The organism is Pandoraea sputorum, from assembly GCF_000814845.2.
Taxonomy (GTDB): Bacteria; Pseudomonadota; Gammaproteobacteria; order Burkholderiales; family Burkholderiaceae; genus Pandoraea; species Pandoraea sputorum.
The window spans coordinates 855240-872229 of the sequence record NZ_CP010431.2; the positions used below are offsets into that span (position 1 = coordinate 855240).

Here is a 16990-nt window from a genome sequence, read left to right on the forward strand (position 1 = left end):
CGTCGTGATGGAGATCGCAACCCAACAGCCGGATCGCATGGTCGATGCCCGCATCGTATTTGGCATCGATACCGATCTTCAGGTACCGGCGTTCAGCGAGCGCGACGATCACGTGCCCGAGATCGACACCGCGTACCGCTTCAATCCGGACGTCACACTGGCGATACTGGCGGGGTTCACGAACAACCGGCGCGTGATGGTGCAGGGCATGCACGGCACGGGCAAGTCCACCCACATCGAACAAGTGGCGGCGCGGCTGAACTGGCCGTGCGTGCGCGTGAATCTCGACGGCCACATCAGCCGCCTCGACCTGGTCGGCAAGGACGCCATCGTCGTGCGCGACGGTCATCAAATCACCGAATTTCAGGAAGGCATCGTGCCCTGGGCGCTGCAACGCCCCGTCGCACTGATCTTCGACGAGTACGACGCGGGACGCCCCGATGTCATGTTCGTCATCCAGCGCATCCTGGAGCGCGACGGCAAGTTCACATTGCTCGACCAGAACCGCGTGATTCATCCGCATCCCGGCTTTCGTATGTTCGCGACGACCAACACCGTCGGTCTGGGCAATCTCAACGGGCTCTACCACGGCACGCAAGTGCTCAATCACGCGCAGATCGACCGCTGGAATGTGGTCGCGACGCTCAACTATCTCTCGCGTGAAGACGAAGCGGGTATCGTTCTCGCCCGCGTGCCGGAACTCGATAACGACGCTGGCCGCACGCTGATCGAATCGATGGTCAGCGTGGCGGAACTCACGCGCAAGGGCTTTGCAACGGGCGATCTGTCTACGCTCATGTCACCGCGCACGGTCATCAACTGGGCGGAGAATGTGGGCATCTTCCGCGACGCCGGTCTCGCGTTCCGGCTCACGTTCCTGAACAAGTGCGACGAAGCGGAGCGCGCCGTGGTCGCTGAGTACTATCAGCGCGCGTTCGGCCGCGAATTGCCGTCGACTGACGGCGGCCGCTCGCTGCTGGCCGATGCGTCATGACTATCTCGGAGCGCGAGGCGGCCCGACGCGCCGCACGCGGCGAGGCGTTGTGCGCCGCTACCGTGCGCGCGCTGACCGGCGACGCCGCGCTGCATTACAGCGGGGCGCGCCTGTGTCGAAACATGCGGCCGTTGCCGTTGCATGCGCCGCATCTGCAAACGCTGCCGCCGCCAGCGGACCCACTGACAACGCTGCGCGGTGCGGCGGACGGAGCGGCGCTTCGGCTGCGTCACAGCGACGCGGCCTTGCATCGCCGTCTGCAACCGGAGGCGCCGCTGGAGCGGCTGCTCTTCGAGCTGCTGGAGCAATTGCGCTGCGAGACGTTCATTCCCGCTGGCATGCCCGGCGTGGCGAGCAATCTGCGCGAGCGCTTCGAAGCGTGGTCGCGCGCGATGCACGTCGCCGGCGTTGCGGACAGTCACGTGGGGTTGTTGCTGTACACGGTGGCGCAGATGAGCTGGTCGCGACTGACCGGCTATCCGGTCATCGAAGAGACCGAAGGACTGATCGAAGCCACGCGCATGGCCATCGCCCCGCGCATTGGCGGCGCGCTCGCGGGGATGCGTCGAGCACGTACCGATCAGGCGGCGTTCGCGGCTTACGCGCTGGAGCTGGCCGCCGATATCGCGGGCCTGATCCGTGCGGCGGGCGGTGAGCAGCCGGAAGACGACGCGAAGGACGAGGAAGACGAGAAGGGCGTACGTAACGCGTTCTCGCTGTTTCTCGACTTCGACGAGCAGGAAGACGAAGGCATTACGCTCGCGCATTCGGGCGACAGCCGTGTGCTGACGGCTTCCGAGCAAGGCTATCGCGTCTTCACGAATCGCTACGACCGCGAACTATACGCGGGCACGCTCGTGCGTCGTGCCTTATTGACCGAATTCCGCGAACGGCTCGACGAGCGTATCGTCGCCCAGGCGATCAATGTGCCGAGGCTAGCGCGTGCGCTCAAGGCGGCGCTCGCCGTGCCGCAGCGCGACGGCTGGTCGTTCGGCGAAGAGCAGGGCCGCATCGACGGACGACGGCTCGCGCAACTCGTCAGTTCGCCTGCCGAGCGGCGCCTCTTCCGGCTGGAAAAGCACACGCTCATTGCCGAATCGATGGTGAGCTTTCTCATCGATTGCTCCGGGTCGATGAAGGCGCAGATCGATGCCGTCGCGATGATTGTTGACGTTCTCTCCCGCGCGCTCGATGCGGCAGGTGTCACCAACGAAATTCTGGGCTTTACCACCGGTGCATGGAACGGCGGACGCGCCCGCACCGACTGGCTCGCTCGCGGCAAACCGCGATTTCCCGGTCGTCTCAACGAGGTCTCGCATCTCATCTTCAAGGATGCTGTGACCAGTTGGCGGCGTGCGCGGACCGACATCGCATCGCTTTACAAGGCGGACCTGTTTCGCGAGGGCGTAGATGGCGAAGCCGTCGAATGGGCGTGTGAGCGTCTGCGTTCGCGCAGCGTGAATCGACGCCTGCTGATCGTGATATCCGACGGCAGCCCGATGGATGCCGCGACCAATCAGGTCAACGACGAGCACTATCTCGACCACCACCTTCGGGAAGTCGTCGCGCAACAGCAGGCGCGCGGCGACGTGGAAGTGTTGGGCCTTGGCGTCGGCCTCGATCTAAGCCCGTACTACCGCAATTCACTCGCGCTCGATCTCACGTCGTCGCCCGATATGACGATGCTGGCGAAGCTGGTCGACTGGATCGGCAGCGGCGGACGTCGATCTGGCGACTGAAGCGTTACCCCCAACGCGGGATGTCAACGGCGTCAGATCATCTCCATGATCGCGTTCACCATCAGATGAAGGCCGAGCAGGATCAGCGTCATGAATGCGAGACGGCGCGTGGTGACGCCCGAGAGCGGCGGCGGATGGCGTCGTGCGAACAGCGTCGCGAACGTGACGACGGGAAACGCGAACGCCGCTTGCCACCACATCGACGCGGGCAATTGCCCTGCGAAGGCGCTATAAGTCGTGCGGATCGTCGCCGTGACGGCGAAGAGCAGAATCAGCGCGCAGCGAATCTGGACCAGTGTGAGCGGCTGACGATAGAAGTAGAAAATCAGCGGCGGCCCGGAGATGCCGAACATCCCGCTCAGCAAACCGCCGAAGATGCCGCTCAGAAAGAAGCCCCTATCGGCGGAGCGCTCGGTCTTCGGTGCGGGACGCAGTGCCGAGCCGATGCCGCCATACAGCACGACGGCGCCCAGCAGCAGATGCAGCACGTTGGACGCCGTGCCATTCAAATAATCGAACAGCAGCACACCCACCACGACCGACGGGACGATGCCGAGCGTTGCCGCTCGCACAGCGCGCCAGTCGATGAGATGCAGCGTGCCGGGCAACGCGAGCGCGCTGTTCACGAGCGTCACCAGACTCACGAGGATGGCGACGTCGGCCACTGGCGCCAGTCCGAAGCCACTGGCCCCGCCCAGCACGATCATTCCTAGCCCGAACCCGGTCACCGTCTGGAAGTACGTGGCGAAGCCCAACAACAACATCAACGGCAGATGGGCCAGCAGCCCAGTCAGCATGGTGTGCCAGGTCATGCGCGCTCATGTCCGCTCATACGCACTCAAACGCACTCATACACGAATGGCAAGCGGCGACACGCCGGTCAGCTTGGCCCGAGCGGCTTGCGCCTGCACGCAGGTCACGCCGATCACGTAGTAGATATCGTCGGCGCTGCACCCGCGCGACAAGTCGTTCGCGGGGCGGTTCAAGCCCTGCAACAGCGGGCCGATTGCCTTGGCGCCGCCGATGCGTTCCGCCAGCTTGTAGCCGATGTTGCCAGCATCCAGACTCGGGAAGATCAGCGTGTTGGCGTGCCCTTCGATTTGCGAGTGCACGACTTTGCGCTGGGCGATTTCGGAGACGATGGCGGCATCGAGCTGAACGTCGCCGTCGATGGCCAGTTGCGGCCGTGCTTCTTTGACGAGACGTGTCGCTTCCACCACCTTGTCGACGGCCGCATGCTTGGCGCTGCCACTGGTCGAGAACGACAGCATGGCGACACGCGGCGGCTCCATGAGCAACGCCGCAGCGCTATCGGCCGCAGCGAGCGCGATCTGCGCCAGTTGTTCGGCATCGGGATCGACGACGAGCGCACAGTCCGAGAAGATCAGTCCGCCCTTCATCGTGTGGAACGGCTCGCAGAGCATCATGAGAAAGAAGCTCGACACGAGTTTGAACGAGGGCTGCACACCGATGATCTGAATCGCCATGCGGACCACATCGGCCGTGGTGTTTACCGCACCCGCGACGGAACCGTCTGCGTGGCCGAGGCGCACCATCATGTTGGCGAAGCCCAGTGGCGTACGCATTTCCTCAAGCGCCTGCTCGCGCGTCATACCTTTCTTCGAGCGGATGCCGTACCAGATGTGCGAGAAGGCTTCGGTCATGTCCGACGTCGCCGGATCGATCAGTTCCATCCCGGCCAGATCGATGCGGGCATCGTCAGCGGCGCGCTGCGTTCGGGCGATGTCGCCAACGAGCACGACGCGTGCAATGCCCTCACGCGTGGCGCGCGCGGCGGCCGCGAGCACGCGCGCGTCGTCCGACTCGCACAGCACGATGCGCATCGGGGCACGGCGCGCGGTATCGATAATGCGGTTGATGGCTTTCATGATGTCAAAAAAATAAAAAAAGCGCCCCCGGCACCCACAGAGCCGGGAGCGCTGTCACACGAAGAACCGCTACCGCGTCAGACGTAGTCCTTGTACTTGTCGAGCATGCGCACCGGCTTCGAGAGCGCGTCGCGACGGAACGGATCGCCCAGTTCGCGCGTGCACATGATTTCGATGATGGTCGTCTTGCCGTGATTCATTTGCATGTCGATGGCCTTCTTGAGCGCCGGACCGACGTCTTCCAGACGATCGACCACGATGCCTTCCGCGCCCATCGCACGAGCGATGTTGGCGAAGCTCGGGCTGTCCAGTTCACCGGCGACGAAGCGACGGTTGTAGAAGTCGACCTGATTCTTCTTCTCGGCACCCCATTGACGGTTGTGGAAGACCACGGCCGTGACCGGAATGTTGTGACGCACGCACGTGAGCGTTTCCATCAGGCTCATGCCCCACGCGCCGTCACCGGCGTACGACACGGCCGGGCGATGCGGTGCGGCCACCTTCGCGCCGATGATCGTCGGGAAGGCGTAGCCGCAGTTGCCCCAGCTCATGGCGGCGAAGAAGCTGCGCGGCTTGTTAAAGCGCAGGTAGCTGTTGGCGACCGAGTTGATGTTGCCGATGTCGGTCGAAACCATGACGTCTTCCGGCATCGCCTTTTCGAGTTCGCGCAGCACCTGACGCGGGTGCAGATACTCGCCGCCGTTGAACGTCTTCTCGTGCTTCTGCTCTTCGATCATGTCGAGGCTGTACTGATCGCGCTCGTGGGTCCAGTCGTCGAGTTCCTTCTCCCAGGCAGCCTTTTCCGTGGCGATCTGGTCCGCGCGGGCGGCACGCGTAGCATCGCAGGCGAGCGTGCGCCCGGCCAGGCGTTGCGACAGAGCGACGGCCGCAGCCTTTGCATCGCCGCAGATGCCCACCGAGATCTTCTTCACGAGGCCGAGCATCTTATGGTCGGCGTCGATCTGGATGATCTTGGCGTTCTTCGGCCAGTAGTCCAGACCGTGCTGCGGCAGCGTGCCGAACGGTCCCAGACGCGAGCCGAGCGCCACGACGACGTCGGCTTGTGCGAGCAGCTTCATCGCTGCCTTCGAGCCTTGATAGCCGAGCGGGCCGCACCACAGCGGATGGTTGGCCGGGAACGAGTCGTTGTGCAGGTAGCTGTTGACGACCGGCGCGCCGAGGCGCTCAGCCAGTGCCTTGCACTCTTCGACGGCGTCGGCCATGACCACGCCACCGCCCGAGATGATGACCGGGAACTTGGCTTGCGCGAGCAGCTCGGCCGCTTCGTTCAGGCGCTCGTCACCGCCAGCGCCGCGATCGAGACGTTGCGGACGCGGGATCTCGGCCTTGATCTGGCCGTAGAAGTAGTCGCGCGGGATGTTGAGTTGCGTCGGGCCCATTTCGGCCATGGCGCGGTCGAAGCAGCGGCCGGTGAATTCGGCCATGCGGGCCGGGTGCGTCACATGACCCTGATACTTCGTGAATTCCTGGAACATCGGCAGTTGCTTCGCTTCCTGGAAGCCACCGAGGCCGATGCCCATCGTCCCCGCTTCCGGCGTGACGATCACGACCGGGCTATGGGCCCAGTAAGCGGCGGCAATGGCCGTCACGCAGTTGCTGATGCCGGGGCCGTTCTGGCCGATCACGACACCATGACGGCCCGACACGCGAGCGTAACCGTCGGCCATGTGGCCAGCGCCTTGCTCGTGCACCACCGGAATCAGACGGATGCCAGCCGGCGCGAAGATGTCCATCGCGTCCATGAAGGCCGAGCCCATGATGCCGAACATCTCGCTCACGCCATTGGCGACCATCGTTTCGACGAACGCTTCCGAGGGCGTCATCGTTTGCGGACCGGCATCGGAAGCCGTCAGTTGCTGGGTGGCCGTAGCCGGATCTTTGGCGTTCATGGGGTGTCTCCAGTGAAAAATAAACGGAACAAATAATTCCGATTTAGTTGCTTGTTTCGAAATCTAGGGGATCAAACCGCCGTCGTCAATTGGTATTTTTATTATTTGGTACGTTTTGTATTGAAAAATACAAATGAAGCGTGCGTTAGATGACGAAGATGACCTGTCGCGGTGGTTCAGAAAAAAACGCCCCGTCAGGCGGGGCGGGCAATCCGGGCATTCCTCGGGGCGCGATCAGAACGCCGGGCGGTCCTTGCGGAACGCATTCTTCACTTCGATCTTGCCGTCGCGCAGGGTGAACACGTCGACCATGCGCGCCTCGACGCGCGAGCCATCCGCCTTCGTGCCGCGGAACGTCGATTCCGACACGGCGCGGTCGCCGTCCACGAAATGCACGCCCTCGGTCCACGACGCATCGGGGAAGTTTTCCCACGCGGACTGGAACGCAGCGCGCACGGCTTCGCGACCTTCGAAGGTGCGCCCGAGCATGTCGGGGCCTGCGACGGCATGGAACACGCATGTGTCGGTCATGCAGGCCATGAGTGCGTCGATATCGTGGCGGTTCCAGGCGTCGTTGAACGTGGTGAGCAACTGGATGGCGGCGGTGTCGTTCTGAGTCGTCATTGCAGATTCCAAAAATCGAGGAGTAAGCGAGATCAGCGGGCTTCGTCCTGCGCGTGATATCGCTGATAGAGAAAGCGCTGGCCGATGCGGCGGAATGGCGCGAAGCCTTGCCATTGCACCGTGCCGAACACGTTCGGGTATTGCAGCGCGGAGTCGTAGATCGGCAGATCCCACGACGGGTCGCGCTGCCCGGCAATGCGTTGGGCAAGGCGGCGTCCGGCGTGCGCGGAGAACGACACGCCATTGCCACCGTAGCCCACGGCATAGAAGAGGTTCTGACGCGGATCGGGTTGCGTGACGCGCGGCATCATGTCGTGACTCACGTCCACCCAGCCCCACCACGAGTAGTCGATCTGAATGCCCTTGAGCGCAGGGAATTTGCGATGCAGGCCTTCGACCAGCACGGCCATATGTTTCGGATTTTGCGCATCGGCCCCGGTGATCGAACTGCGGCTGCCGATCTGCAACCGGTTATCGGGCAGCAGACGGTAGTAATAACGCAGCGTGCGCGTGTCGGTGATGACCTCGTGCGTGCGGAAGTTCGTCGCGGCGATCTCGTCCGGCGTGAGTACGCGTGTGACGAGCGAGTTCGACAGGATCGGCATGATCTTCGCGCGCAGCGCTTTCGTGACGTCGTTACGCGTGTAGCCGCCGGTGGCGAAGGCGACGGCCTTGGCGCGCACGACACCGCGCGGTGTGCGCACGTGATGCACGCCGTTGATCGTCTCCACGCCCAGTACCGGTGTCGACGGGTGCACGTGAGCGCCGAGCGCACGCGCCATGCGCAGATAACCGAAGGCGAGCTTGAGCGGGTGCACGCCGATGCCGTCGGGTTCGTGCAGCGCACCGCAGTTTTCCTGATCGTCGACGTATTGTTCGCGGACTTCGTCGCGCGAGAGGATGCGCGTGTCGTAGCCGAAGACGTCACGCATGACTTTGGCTTCGTTGCGCAGGAAGTCCATCTTGCGATCGCGGTGGGCGATGTAGAGATGGCCGCCCGGTTGCGGGTCGCACTCGGGCACTTCGGCGATGAGCGATTTGAACGTGTTGAAGCCTTCGCGGATTTCGGCATCAAGTCGCAGCGCGGTGTCCTTGCCCCAGCGATCGATCCATTGCGAGCGATAGAGACGTCCGCTGGCGTTCTGGCCCTGACCGCCGTTACGGCTGGTGCAGCCCCAGCACGTCTGGTTCGCCTCTAGCACGGTGGCCCGGATACCGTGTTCGCGTGCGAGGAACAGGGCGGTGGACAGGCCGGTGAAGCCAGCGCCGACGATGACCACGTCGACATCGGCATCGCCTGCGAGCGGACCGTCGTCTTCCGGCGGCTCGCCGGCGGTGGCAACCCAATAGGTCGGCGCGTAGTCCATGCCCAGCCCGGGGTTGGACGAGACTAGCGGATCGTAAAGCGGATCGTATGGCGCTGCGGAGCGACGATCCAGCGCGAAGGATTCAATCGTACCCACGTTTGGCTCCTGAAGAGAATGAGCCAATACTGCCAAGAACAATTTCGTGGGATTAGTACCACCGGAGACTTGTGATGGTGCCAGCGCATCGCCGCACCGCTACGGCCCGGACTTCGTCAGGGAAGTCCCTGACTGGCTCCACATTTTTCGTGGGCGTGGCGCCAGCGCAGTGATGTGATTACGCCAGCACCGCCAGTCCGTGCTTTTCGATGACTTGAAGCAATTTTGCCGCTGCGCCGCTGGGCTTCTTCGTGCCCGCCTCCCACTTTTGAACTGTCGACGCACTGGTATTGAGATATGCCGCGAGGACGCCCTGACTGACATGAACGCTCTTGCGAATTTTGACGATCGCGGTCTTTGTGTATTTGGGAACGGCGGGAACGCACAATTCGTCATATTCGCGCATCGTCCGTTTGCTGATGCCGCCAGCGGCGTGCATGTCTTTCGCAATCTCGTGAATCGCCGTCAGCGCGTCGGACTCATCGACGGAAGATCGGTTTCGTACTCTCGCAGTGCGTGTTCGGGACAAGGCATCGGTCGTCTTGACGGCGGCTTTCCGGCCAGGTTTGGCCGCAGCTTTGGATACCACAACTGGTTTGGTCATTTTCCGTAAATCTCCACTAAGGCACCCGTCTGCAACATGGCCTCAAATGCCTTTCTCGGCAAACCCTTGAGGTCTTTAGCCAGCTTCTTGAAGCCCTTCAGCGCTTTCGGACCGACGTTCTTTTCATCTTGCTTATCAAACAGATGCGCAAAGACGATCCATACCTCTTCCTTTTCGACGAGGAGCGCGCGGAAACCTCCATCGCGAAGTCGCGCCTTGACTACGCCAGCGCCCAGCGCATTCCCGCAAACGCCTTCGCTGGCCCACCTCATCGCGACACGGTACAACTCGTCGTCGGATATTTCGGCAGCCCGAGCATCGCTCGAAAACCTTCGGGTCTTGAAGACTCGGACTCTCCCCTGACAGCTTTCGCTTACTCCCTTTCTTGCTAACGGCATACGGCTTTCAAGCGTGCATTATGGCCGAAAACTGTAGCACTCAGTGCTATAAATTGTAAGCTGGCACCAAGCTGCGGACATATGGAGCGCGTCGCGCATTGCGCCTCTCTGGCACCAAACTTTTCTGGCATGTGGCTCTAAACGGCGCGATTTTTGGCTGGGGATACTCAATCCGACAAAAGGTCCGCGCCGCGCGACCGTAACGGCACATCGCAATGTGCCGTACGCAATGGAGATGGGACATGCTCAGATTGCTGATTGGCCTCGGGTTGCCGTATCTCGGGGTGGTGGGACTGCTGCCTTGGGCAGCTTCCGTCGAGCGCTACGTGCTCGGCGTGCCGTTTATCTACGGCTGGATCTTCCTGTGGTTCGTGCTCACGTCCGTCTGCCTGTGGCTGTGCTGGACGCTCTTCGACCGGCACATCGTCGAGGACCCCGCGTGATGCGATGCGCCACGAGTCACTCCAGTCGCGCAGCTAACGTCCTTCCTTAGCAACTTCGCCTCAGGCGCGTTTTTACGCGCATTGAATCGGCGCTGCGCTCATCCGAGCCAGCGCCCACGGCACCCCGATCCCCCGTACGTGCCGAATTACTTTCCGAATTCCGGAGATTGCGTCGATGGCAACACTCATCTTTGCCGGCTTCATTCTGTTGTCGGTCTATCTTGCATTGCGAGCGCGCGGCGGACGCGGCCCGCAGAGCATGCACGACTTCTTCGTCGCGTCGCGTCAGTTCGGCGCGTGGCTCGTATTCTTCCTCGCTGCCGGTGAGATATACAGCATCGGCACGATGGTCGGCTTTCCCGGTGGCATCTACGCCAAGGGGCCGACCTACGGCGTGTGGTTCCTCGGCTACATCCTGCTGGCCTATCCCGTCGGTTACTTCCTCGGCCCGAAGATCTGGGACGCCGGTAAGCGCTACAACGCAATCACGCTGCCGGACTTGTTCAAGGGCCACTTCCAGAATCGCTTTCTCGAACTGGTGGTCGCGATCACGGCCATCGTCTTTCTGCTGCCCTGGGGGCAGTTACAGTTCACCGGGCTGGTGGCGGCGCTCAAGGGACTGGGATGGAATTTCCAGCCGCTGTGGCTCATCAGTTTCTCGGCCATGCTCGCCTTCGTCTACATCGCGATTGCAGGGGTACGGGCGTCCGCCTACATCGCGGTGCTCAAAGACGTGTTGATGGTCGCGGCCATCGTGATCACCGGTGTCGCGGTGGCGTGGGAATCCGGCGTGACGCCCGTTTTTCAGGCCGCGAGCCAACACGTAAGCAACGCAATGAGCACGCAGCAACTCACGTTCGCGATGACGACCATCGTGTTCCAGTCGCTCGGCATGTACGTGATGCCCTTTGGCGTGCAGAACTTCTTCACTGCGAAGAGCGCGTCCACGATTCGGCGCACGCAGGTCGCCATGCCGCTGTACATGCTGATGTATCCGTTCCTGGTGCTGGCGTCGTACTACGCGATCAGCCAGAACATCCAGCTCGCCTCGCCCAACGAAGCGTTCTTCGCTGCCGTGACGCAATTGCTGCCGTCGTGGCTCGTCGGCCTCGTGGCCGCAGGGGCAGCGCTCTCGGGCTTGCTCGTGCTCGCAGGCATCTGCCTCGCGCTCGGTCCCATCGTCACGCGCAACATTCTCTCGGGCATGCCGGAGCATCGTCAGAAGGCCAGCTCGAAAGTGGTGATCGTGCTGTATCTGCTGGGTTCCATCGTGCTGACGTTGCTCACACCGAACCTCATGCTCACGCTCATCAACATGGCGTATTACGGCGTAACGCAGTTCCTGCCGGGTGTGATCGCCGTAGTGTTCCGCATGCGCGTGCGCGCCACTGCCGTCGCCGCCGGTGTGCTGGCGGGGCAGGGCCTCGCGCTCGTGCTCTACTACGAGAATCCGGATCTCGGCGGGATCAACCTCGGGCTCATCTGCCTGGTCGTCAACGTCGTAGTCATGTCGGTACTCCACCTGCTCCTCGGCGGTAGCCGCGCGCGTTCGACGGATGTCGGTATCGGAACGCTTTCCCCCTATAAGAAGTAACGATGACAGAAAGAGACAACACTTCCGCCAGTCGCGACGACATTCGCGTGTACGTCGCCCGTAAGATCGTGACGATGAATCCGGCGCAGCCTGTGGCCACCCATGTCGCGGTGTGCGACGGCCGGATTCTCGCCGTCGGCGGCGCCGACGACATGCGCCGCTGGACAGACGCTGCGCCCATCGACACGCTGCGCGACAAAGTGCTGATGCCCGGTCTGGTCGAGGGGCATTGCCACCTGATGGAAGGCGCGATGTGGGACGCCGTGTACGTCGGCTACTACGACCGCCGCGGCCCGGACGGTCATCTGTGGGAAGGATTGAAGACGCCCGCCGACGTGCTGGCCCGCCTGCGCGAAGCCGAGCAACACATGACGGACGATCATAAGCCGTTGCTCGCCTGGGGTTACGATCCGATCTTCTTCGAAGGCCCGCCGCTGGTCGCGCGCGACATCGATGCGGTGTCGATGACGCGCCCCATTGCGATCCTGCACGCCAGCGTGCATCTGATGAACGTGAACACACCGATGCTCGAACTCGCGGGCATCGATGGCGACGCGGACGTCGAAGGCATCGTCCTCGGTGAAGATGGCGAGCCGACCGGCGAGTTGCAGGAGTTCGCTGCGATGTTTCCGGTGTATCGCGTCATCGGCGAAGGGCTGTCGATTGCGGCGAGCGAGAGTCCGCGCGCGATCTGGAATTTCGGCCGTGTCGCGCAACTCGCGGGTGTGACCACGGCGACCGATCTCGTCAACGATCTGACGCCGACAGGCAATGCGAATCTCCATGAGGCGACGTCCGATGCGAAGTATCCGATTCGCATCGTGCCCGCCTTTGCACCGCAACGTTGTCCAGAGGGCGGGCCGCAACGCGTACTCGATGCGCGCGAAGGCAACACGGACAAGTTGCATTACGGACCGGTGAAGTTCATCGTCGACGGCTCGATTCAGGGGTTCACGGCGCGTCTGCGCTGGCCCGGCTATCACAACGGCAAGCCCAACGGACTGTGGCTGATCGCACCGTCGCAACTGGTCGAGACGTTCCTGCCGTTCCACGCGGCCGGACTGCAAATGCACATTCATACGAATGGCGACGAGGCCACGGAAGTGGTGCTCGACGCCATTGAGAAGCTGCTCGAAGTGCATCCGCGCGCCGATCATCGTCACACGTTGCAGCACTGCCAGATGGCCGACGTCGCACAACTCACGCGCGCGCAGCGCCTCGGCATGTGCGTGAATTTCTTCGCGAACCATGTCTACTACTGGGGTGACGCGCACTACACGCAGACGATGGGGCCGGATCGCGCCAATCGCATGGATGCGGCCGAGATCGCGCGGCAGATCGGCTTGCCATATGCACTGCACTCCGACGCGCCTATCACGCAACTCAATCCGCTGTTCACCGCGTGGTGCGCCATCAAGCGCGAGACGTCGTCGGGCCGTGTGCTGGGCGAGTCGCTGCGTTTGCCCGTCGACGACGCTTTGCGTGCCATCACGCTGGGCGCGGCATTCTCGCTGGGGATGGATCATCTGATCGGCAGCGTCGAAGTGGGTAAGTATGCGGACTTTGCGGTGCTGGAGGCAGATCCCCACGAGGTACCCATCGACGAATTACGTCAGATGCCGGTGTGGGGCACCGTCCTTGGCGGCGAAATCTTCCGCGCGCCGACATGATGACTGTCCGGACGCCCGACGCGCGAATGCAGACCGAAGTCGAACGGCAGCCGGTGCCGATGATCGTTCTCGGTGGCTATCTCGGTGCTGGTAAGACGACGCTCGTCAACGCGTTGCTGAGCAACGCGGACGGCTTGCGCGTGACCGTACTCGTGAACGACTTCGGGGCGGTGAACGTCGACGCTTCGCTGATTCGCGAGCGTAGCGACGACGTGATCGGATTGGAAAACGGTTGCGTGTGCTGCACCATCGGCGGACGCCTCGTCGAGACGCTGATTGCCATCGGTGAGCGTGAACAGCGTCCTGACCTGCTGGTGATCGAAGCGAGCGGCGTATCCGATCCCATGCGCATCGCGCAGGTCGGTCTGCTGGACAAGGCGTTTCGATTACACGGCATTGTGGTCGCGGTCGATGCGTGCGGCATCGAGGAAACCCTCGCCGACCGCTACGTCGGCGACATCGCCCGCAAGCAGATCATGGCGGCGAGCACGCTTGTCATGACGAAGACGGATCTCGTCACACCCGATGTTTTGCAGGCGGTGCGGCAGCGGCTGGCCGGACTCGGCGCGACAAAGATCGTCGTGACGGCGGATCACGGCGTGGTGCCACCGGCGATTCTGTTTCCCGATGAAACGCTGGCTTTGCCCGGCTTGCTGAGCCCGAGGCCGATGCGCATGTCGGGGCACGCGTTGCCAAGCGGCTTGCGAAGCTTCGTCTGGAAGACGGACGGCGCATTGGATCGCAATCGCCTGCGCGCGGCACTGTTGATGTTTCGGGGCAAGCTGTTGCGAGCGAAGGGGTTCGTGATGGCTTCGACCGGAGGCATGAGCGAGGTGCATGTCGTTGGCTCACGGGCGACATTCAGGGCACGCCCGGAACTGTCTTTGCAGCCGTCGTCGCTGGTCTTCATCGGCATACTGTCGGACGAGGAAATCGCGCAATTCGAAGGCGCGCTGCAGGCCACTCGCATCGAATCGTCGCGTCGTTTTGCTTAGCCAGGCTTGTCGAAGGGGGGCTACGGCGCTGTGCTAGTCGACACCGTGGCAGCGGGCGGACGGCGCTGCGACAGCGAAAAATGAAAGGTGACATCGCGCGTTCGGACACAGACTGATTACCTTCCTACTCGGTCTGCCCGACAGTCATGAATTCGACCTTATCCCTCATCGGCGGCAACTTTCCCGTACGGCACTACCCGGATTCCCATCTCAGCGAGCGACGCATCGCGTTACTCGACGACTTCAATCGCCGTCTTGAAGGGGATCGTTGGCCGGATGACGTCGAGTTCCAGGGTTTCCTTAGCCGGTTCGCGCATCTTGGGCCAATCGACACCCTACGTAATTGCTTCACCTGCCCAGACAAAGAAGACAAGGGAGACATTCTGCGCTGGGCCGGGCAATGTCACGTGTCTTCGTATGGCGCAGGACGCGATTTTCTGATGCGCGATCAGCGGTTGGGCGATGCCATCGATGCCTCCCAAAAGTTACTCAGCGTGCTGCAACCCGATGCTCGGGACCACATGCTGCGGCATGCGCGGATCGGCTCTCGTTTCCAGATCGTCCTGTCATTTCCTGAGCTTGCGCTGAACCTTCCGCTGGGGCGTCCATGTTTCGGAGTCGAGCAGGGGGCGCTGACGCATGATGAGGCGAGATTGCTGCTGCTTGGCCGCGACGGGGAGACGCCGTCGCTTCTGGAGCGATTTTCGAGTGAGATGGATCACACCCGCACGCCGTATTCCGACATTGACGTTTGGGCGGCGTGGTATGCGTGTATCAGATGTTGTATCGGCCGCCGACCCATCAGTGAATTCAGTGAAGATCTCACCGAGGTGCGATCGCTCGGATTTGCCCTACGCGCGTTGGGAAGCCGGGTATCGGGATGTTCGTACGCGAGTGACCTTCCGCTTTTCAGGATTCTTGCCGATAGCCTCACGGCATTCGATCACGCGCAAGACGGGAAGAATGTCGGATTAGGATGGATCGATATCGCGGGCTACCACCAGCAAGCTGGAGATGAACGACGTGCGAACAGCGCATACGAGCGTGCGGGAGAGCGGTTCGCGAAGACCGCTGAACTCCTGTTGTCGCAGGAGAAGTCTGCCGAGGCGAACGAATGCATAGCGCTAGCGCGTGAAGCCTATGAAAAGGCGAGGGGCGATGGCGAGCGTGTGGCGTCGAGCAGCGGTGCCTTCGGCTCGACCGTAGCGCAGGTGCATGGTCCACTGACGAGGGCAGACGCGCGCGAAGGCGAAGCGAACCCGCAGGGCACGGCTCGCTTTGAAGTTCCTTCCGGGTCCTCGCGCGGCGAAAACTGAAAGAGCACGTCTCAAGCTCCGGCGCAGACTGGTCGTTCCAAGCACCTGCGAGACGACGTCATGCCAGAGATATCCACCACCCCCTGCCCGAACTTTCCGGTCCCGAACTATCCGAACCAAACGCTCAGTGAAAGCCGAATCGGTCGATTGTCGGAATTCACCCGCAAGTTCGATGGCGGCGGCGTGCCCTCGGACACGGCCATCGACACTTTCATGAGTCACTTTGCGCACATGGGAGTGCGGGATATGTTGCTTGGCTGCATGTCCGACGGAGATAAGAAGCGGATATTGTGTCGTGCGGCGCGTTGTCATGTGGGCACGTTTGGCCCAGGCCGCGATTTTCTTGAGCGCCGGAAGCTGCTTCACCGAGTCGACCAGGATTCTGCGGACCTTTTTGGTGCGCTCCCCGCATCGGTCAAAGAAACGATGATGACTCGCGCACGTGTAGGTGACCACGGGCAGATCGTCCTGACGTTACCGGACACCGGGTTACGCGTTCCGCTCGGGCGTGCCTTGTTAGGTACGGGAGAGGGCGCATTGACGACGTATGAAGTCCGGCAACTGCTGATGTATGAGGACGGGCAACTGGAATCGCTGCTGGAGAGGTTCTCCGTCGGACTCGGGCGTGTCGATGCACAGTACCCGGACAATGAGGCGTGCCATGTCTGGAACGACTTGATCGAGCGATGCATCGACGGCAAGCCGATCGAACAGTTCAGCAGCGATAGGACAACGCTGAGTCTGTTGGGATTCGCCCTGAGGGCGCTGGCGGGCCGGCTATCGGCGCGCGGGCTTCATCACGAATTTCCGATACAACAGATGCTTGCCAATAGTGCGCAAGCGTATTTTCATGCCGAAGCCCCTAAGTCGTGTGCGGATAGTTTGATTGAAATGGGGCATTGTTACCAACGAAAAGGCGATGTTCGGCTGGCGGCATGGGCAAACAAGATTGCGGCAAACGTCCTTGCGGGTGCCGCACTCGAACTCTGGGACGTCGGGCGACATGCTGAAGCCGAAGGGTGCCGACGTTTGGCATCCGAGGCCTATGCGACCGAAAGAGCGTTGGCGGCCACGATCGGCGTGCAGAGAGCCGCCGAACTTCTTGATGAGGTTGGCGCTGCGCCGCTTCCCCTGCTTGGTGCAAATATCCCCCAATCCGAATTCGACGCGTTTTGGGCCGAGCGACAATCTCGCCGTCAGAACGTGCAATCGAGCTATTCGTCGACGCCACGATTGCCATCGTTCGCGCCGAAAGGCGAAGAAGCGAATCCGGAAGCGTCTTTCTCCGATTCAAGTTCCAGCTATACATCCGAATCGAGCGATTCGGACTGAGTTTCTACGACGCGGATAG

General features: G+C 62.1%; 15 protein-coding genes. 8 read left to right on the top strand and 7 right to left on the bottom strand.

The features are described 5' to 3' along the window. Positions 1-7: 7 nt before the first annotated feature. On the top strand, positions 8-994 hold the full coding sequence (locus tag NA29_RS03875) for an AAA family ATPase (RefSeq protein ID WP_039395928.1): 987 nt from the start codon (positions 8-10) through the stop codon (positions 992-994). Beyond that, positions 991-2733 (top strand): cobaltochelatase CobT-related protein, encoded by a 1743-nt coding sequence (locus NA29_RS03880; protein ID WP_039395929.1) that lies wholly within the window; start codon positions 991-993, stop codon positions 2731-2733. The genes NA29_RS03875 and NA29_RS03880 overlap by 4 nt, the downstream gene beginning before the upstream one ends. Positions 2734-2765: 32 nt before the next feature. Here the strand turns inward: NA29_RS03880 and NA29_RS03885 are convergent, their stop codons facing one another. From NA29_RS03885 to NA29_RS03915, 7 genes are all read right to left on the bottom strand, one after another. Continuing rightward, positions 2766-3545, bottom strand: coding sequence for a sulfite exporter TauE/SafE family protein (locus NA29_RS03885; protein ID WP_224786726.1), 780 nt, complete (start codon positions 3543-3545; stop codon positions 2766-2768). A 36-nt stretch (positions 3546-3581) separates the two neighbouring features. After that, positions 3582-4622, bottom strand: coding sequence for a phosphate acetyltransferase (gene pta, locus NA29_RS03890; protein WP_039395930.1), 1041 nt, complete (start codon positions 4620-4622; stop codon positions 3582-3584). A gap of 77 nt (positions 4623-4699) precedes the next feature. Next, positions 4700-6532, bottom strand: coding sequence for a sulfoacetaldehyde acetyltransferase (gene xsc / locus NA29_RS03895; RefSeq protein WP_174555895.1), 1833 nt, complete (start codon positions 6530-6532; stop codon positions 4700-4702). Between the two features lie 234 nt (positions 6533-6766). After that, entirely contained in the window at positions 6767-7156 is a 390-nt protein-coding gene (locus NA29_RS03900) for a nuclear transport factor 2 family protein (protein ID WP_039395939.1), read from the bottom strand. A 32-nt stretch (positions 7157-7188) separates the two neighbouring features. Further along, positions 7189-8619: an NAD(P)/FAD-dependent oxidoreductase gene (locus NA29_RS03905; RefSeq protein ID WP_052252501.1), complete on the bottom strand. Its 1431-nt coding sequence runs from the start codon at positions 8617-8619 to the stop codon at positions 7189-7191. 178 nt (positions 8620-8797) lie between these two features. After that, positions 8798-9058 carry a helix-turn-helix domain-containing protein gene (locus NA29_RS26210; protein ID WP_052252502.1) on the bottom strand — a complete coding sequence of 87 codons (261 nt, stop codon included), beginning with the start codon at positions 9056-9058 and terminating at the stop codon, positions 8798-8800. A gap of 161 nt (positions 9059-9219) precedes the next feature. Continuing rightward, the gene (locus NA29_RS03915; protein ID WP_072633190.1) at positions 9220-9621 is read right to left on the bottom strand and encodes a type II toxin-antitoxin system RelE/ParE family toxin; all 402 of its coding nucleotides are present in this window, start codon (positions 9619-9621) and stop codon (positions 9220-9222) included. A 242-nt stretch (positions 9622-9863) separates the two neighbouring features. Between NA29_RS03915 and NA29_RS03920 the strand changes: the two genes are divergently transcribed. The 6 genes from NA29_RS03920 to NA29_RS03945 all read left to right on the top strand — a co-directional run bounded on the left by NA29_RS03920 (position 9864) and on the right by NA29_RS03945 (position 16971). Continuing rightward, on the top strand, positions 9864-10064 hold the full coding sequence (locus tag NA29_RS03920; RefSeq protein WP_039395941.1) for a DUF3311 domain-containing protein: 201 nt from the start codon (positions 9864-9866) through the stop codon (positions 10062-10064). 175 nt (positions 10065-10239) lie between these two features. Further along, complete coding sequence (locus NA29_RS03925) at positions 10240-11658, top strand: sodium:solute symporter family protein (protein WP_039395942.1); 1419 nt, start codon at positions 10240-10242, stop codon at positions 11656-11658. Positions 11659-11660: 2 nt separating this feature from the next. After that, positions 11661-13328, top strand: coding sequence for an amidohydrolase (locus NA29_RS03930; RefSeq protein WP_039395943.1), 1668 nt, complete (start codon positions 11661-11663; stop codon positions 13326-13328). A gap of 26 nt (positions 13329-13354) precedes the next feature. Further along, a complete protein-coding gene (locus NA29_RS03935; protein ID WP_039402290.1) occupies positions 13355-14323 on the top strand; it encodes a CobW family GTP-binding protein in 969 nt (322 codons plus the stop codon). Positions 14324-14469: 146 nt separating this feature from the next. Beyond that, positions 14470-15639, top strand: coding sequence for a soluble NSF attachment family protein (locus NA29_RS03940; RefSeq protein WP_039395945.1), 1170 nt, complete (start codon positions 14470-14472; stop codon positions 15637-15639). 60 nt (positions 15640-15699) lie between these two features. Further along, on the top strand, positions 15700-16971 hold the full coding sequence (locus tag NA29_RS03945) for a hypothetical protein (RefSeq protein WP_150777132.1): 1272 nt from the start codon (positions 15700-15702) through the stop codon (positions 16969-16971). Positions 16972-16990: the final 19 nt, after the last annotated feature.

What these genes read in the sequence shown, in the direction of transcription:
- NA29_RS03875 (WP_039395928.1), top strand. Translation starts at nt 8, where the DNA reads ATGGAGATCGCAACCCAACAGCCGGATCGCATGGTCGATGCCCGCATC.
- NA29_RS03880 (WP_039395929.1), top strand. Translation starts at nt 991, where the DNA reads ATGACTATCTCGGAGCGCGAGGCGGCCCGACGCGCCGCACGCGGCGAG.
- NA29_RS03885 (WP_224786726.1), bottom strand. Translation starts at nt 3,545, where the DNA reads ATGACCTGGCACACCATGCTGACTGGGCTGCTGGCCCATCTGCCGTTG.
- pta (WP_039395930.1), bottom strand. Translation starts at nt 4,622, where the DNA reads ATGAAAGCCATCAACCGCATTATCGATACCGCGCGCCGTGCCCCGATG.
- xsc (WP_174555895.1), bottom strand. Translation starts at nt 6,532, where the DNA reads ATGAACGCCAAAGATCCGGCTACGGCCACCCAGCAACTGACGGCTTCC.
- NA29_RS03900 (WP_039395939.1), bottom strand. Translation starts at nt 7,156, where the DNA reads ATGACGACTCAGAACGACACCGCCGCCATCCAGTTGCTCACCACGTTC.
- NA29_RS26210 (WP_052252502.1), bottom strand. Translation starts at nt 9,058, where the DNA reads ATGCACGCCGCTGGCGGCATCAGCAAACGGACGATGCGCGAATATGAC.
- NA29_RS03915 (WP_072633190.1), bottom strand. Translation starts at nt 9,621, where the DNA reads ATGCCGTTAGCAAGAAAGGGAGTAAGCGAAAGCTGTCAGGGGAGAGTC.
- NA29_RS03920 (WP_039395941.1), top strand. Translation starts at nt 9,864, where the DNA reads ATGCTCAGATTGCTGATTGGCCTCGGGTTGCCGTATCTCGGGGTGGTG.
- NA29_RS03925 (WP_039395942.1), top strand. Translation starts at nt 10,240, where the DNA reads ATGGCAACACTCATCTTTGCCGGCTTCATTCTGTTGTCGGTCTATCTT.
- NA29_RS03930 (WP_039395943.1), top strand. Translation starts at nt 11,661, where the DNA reads ATGACAGAAAGAGACAACACTTCCGCCAGTCGCGACGACATTCGCGTG.
- NA29_RS03935 (WP_039402290.1), top strand. Translation starts at nt 13,355, where the DNA reads ATGCAGACCGAAGTCGAACGGCAGCCGGTGCCGATGATCGTTCTCGGT.
- NA29_RS03940 (WP_039395945.1), top strand. Translation starts at nt 14,470, where the DNA reads ATGAATTCGACCTTATCCCTCATCGGCGGCAACTTTCCCGTACGGCAC.
- NA29_RS03945 (WP_150777132.1), top strand. Translation starts at nt 15,700, where the DNA reads ATGCCAGAGATATCCACCACCCCCTGCCCGAACTTTCCGGTCCCGAAC.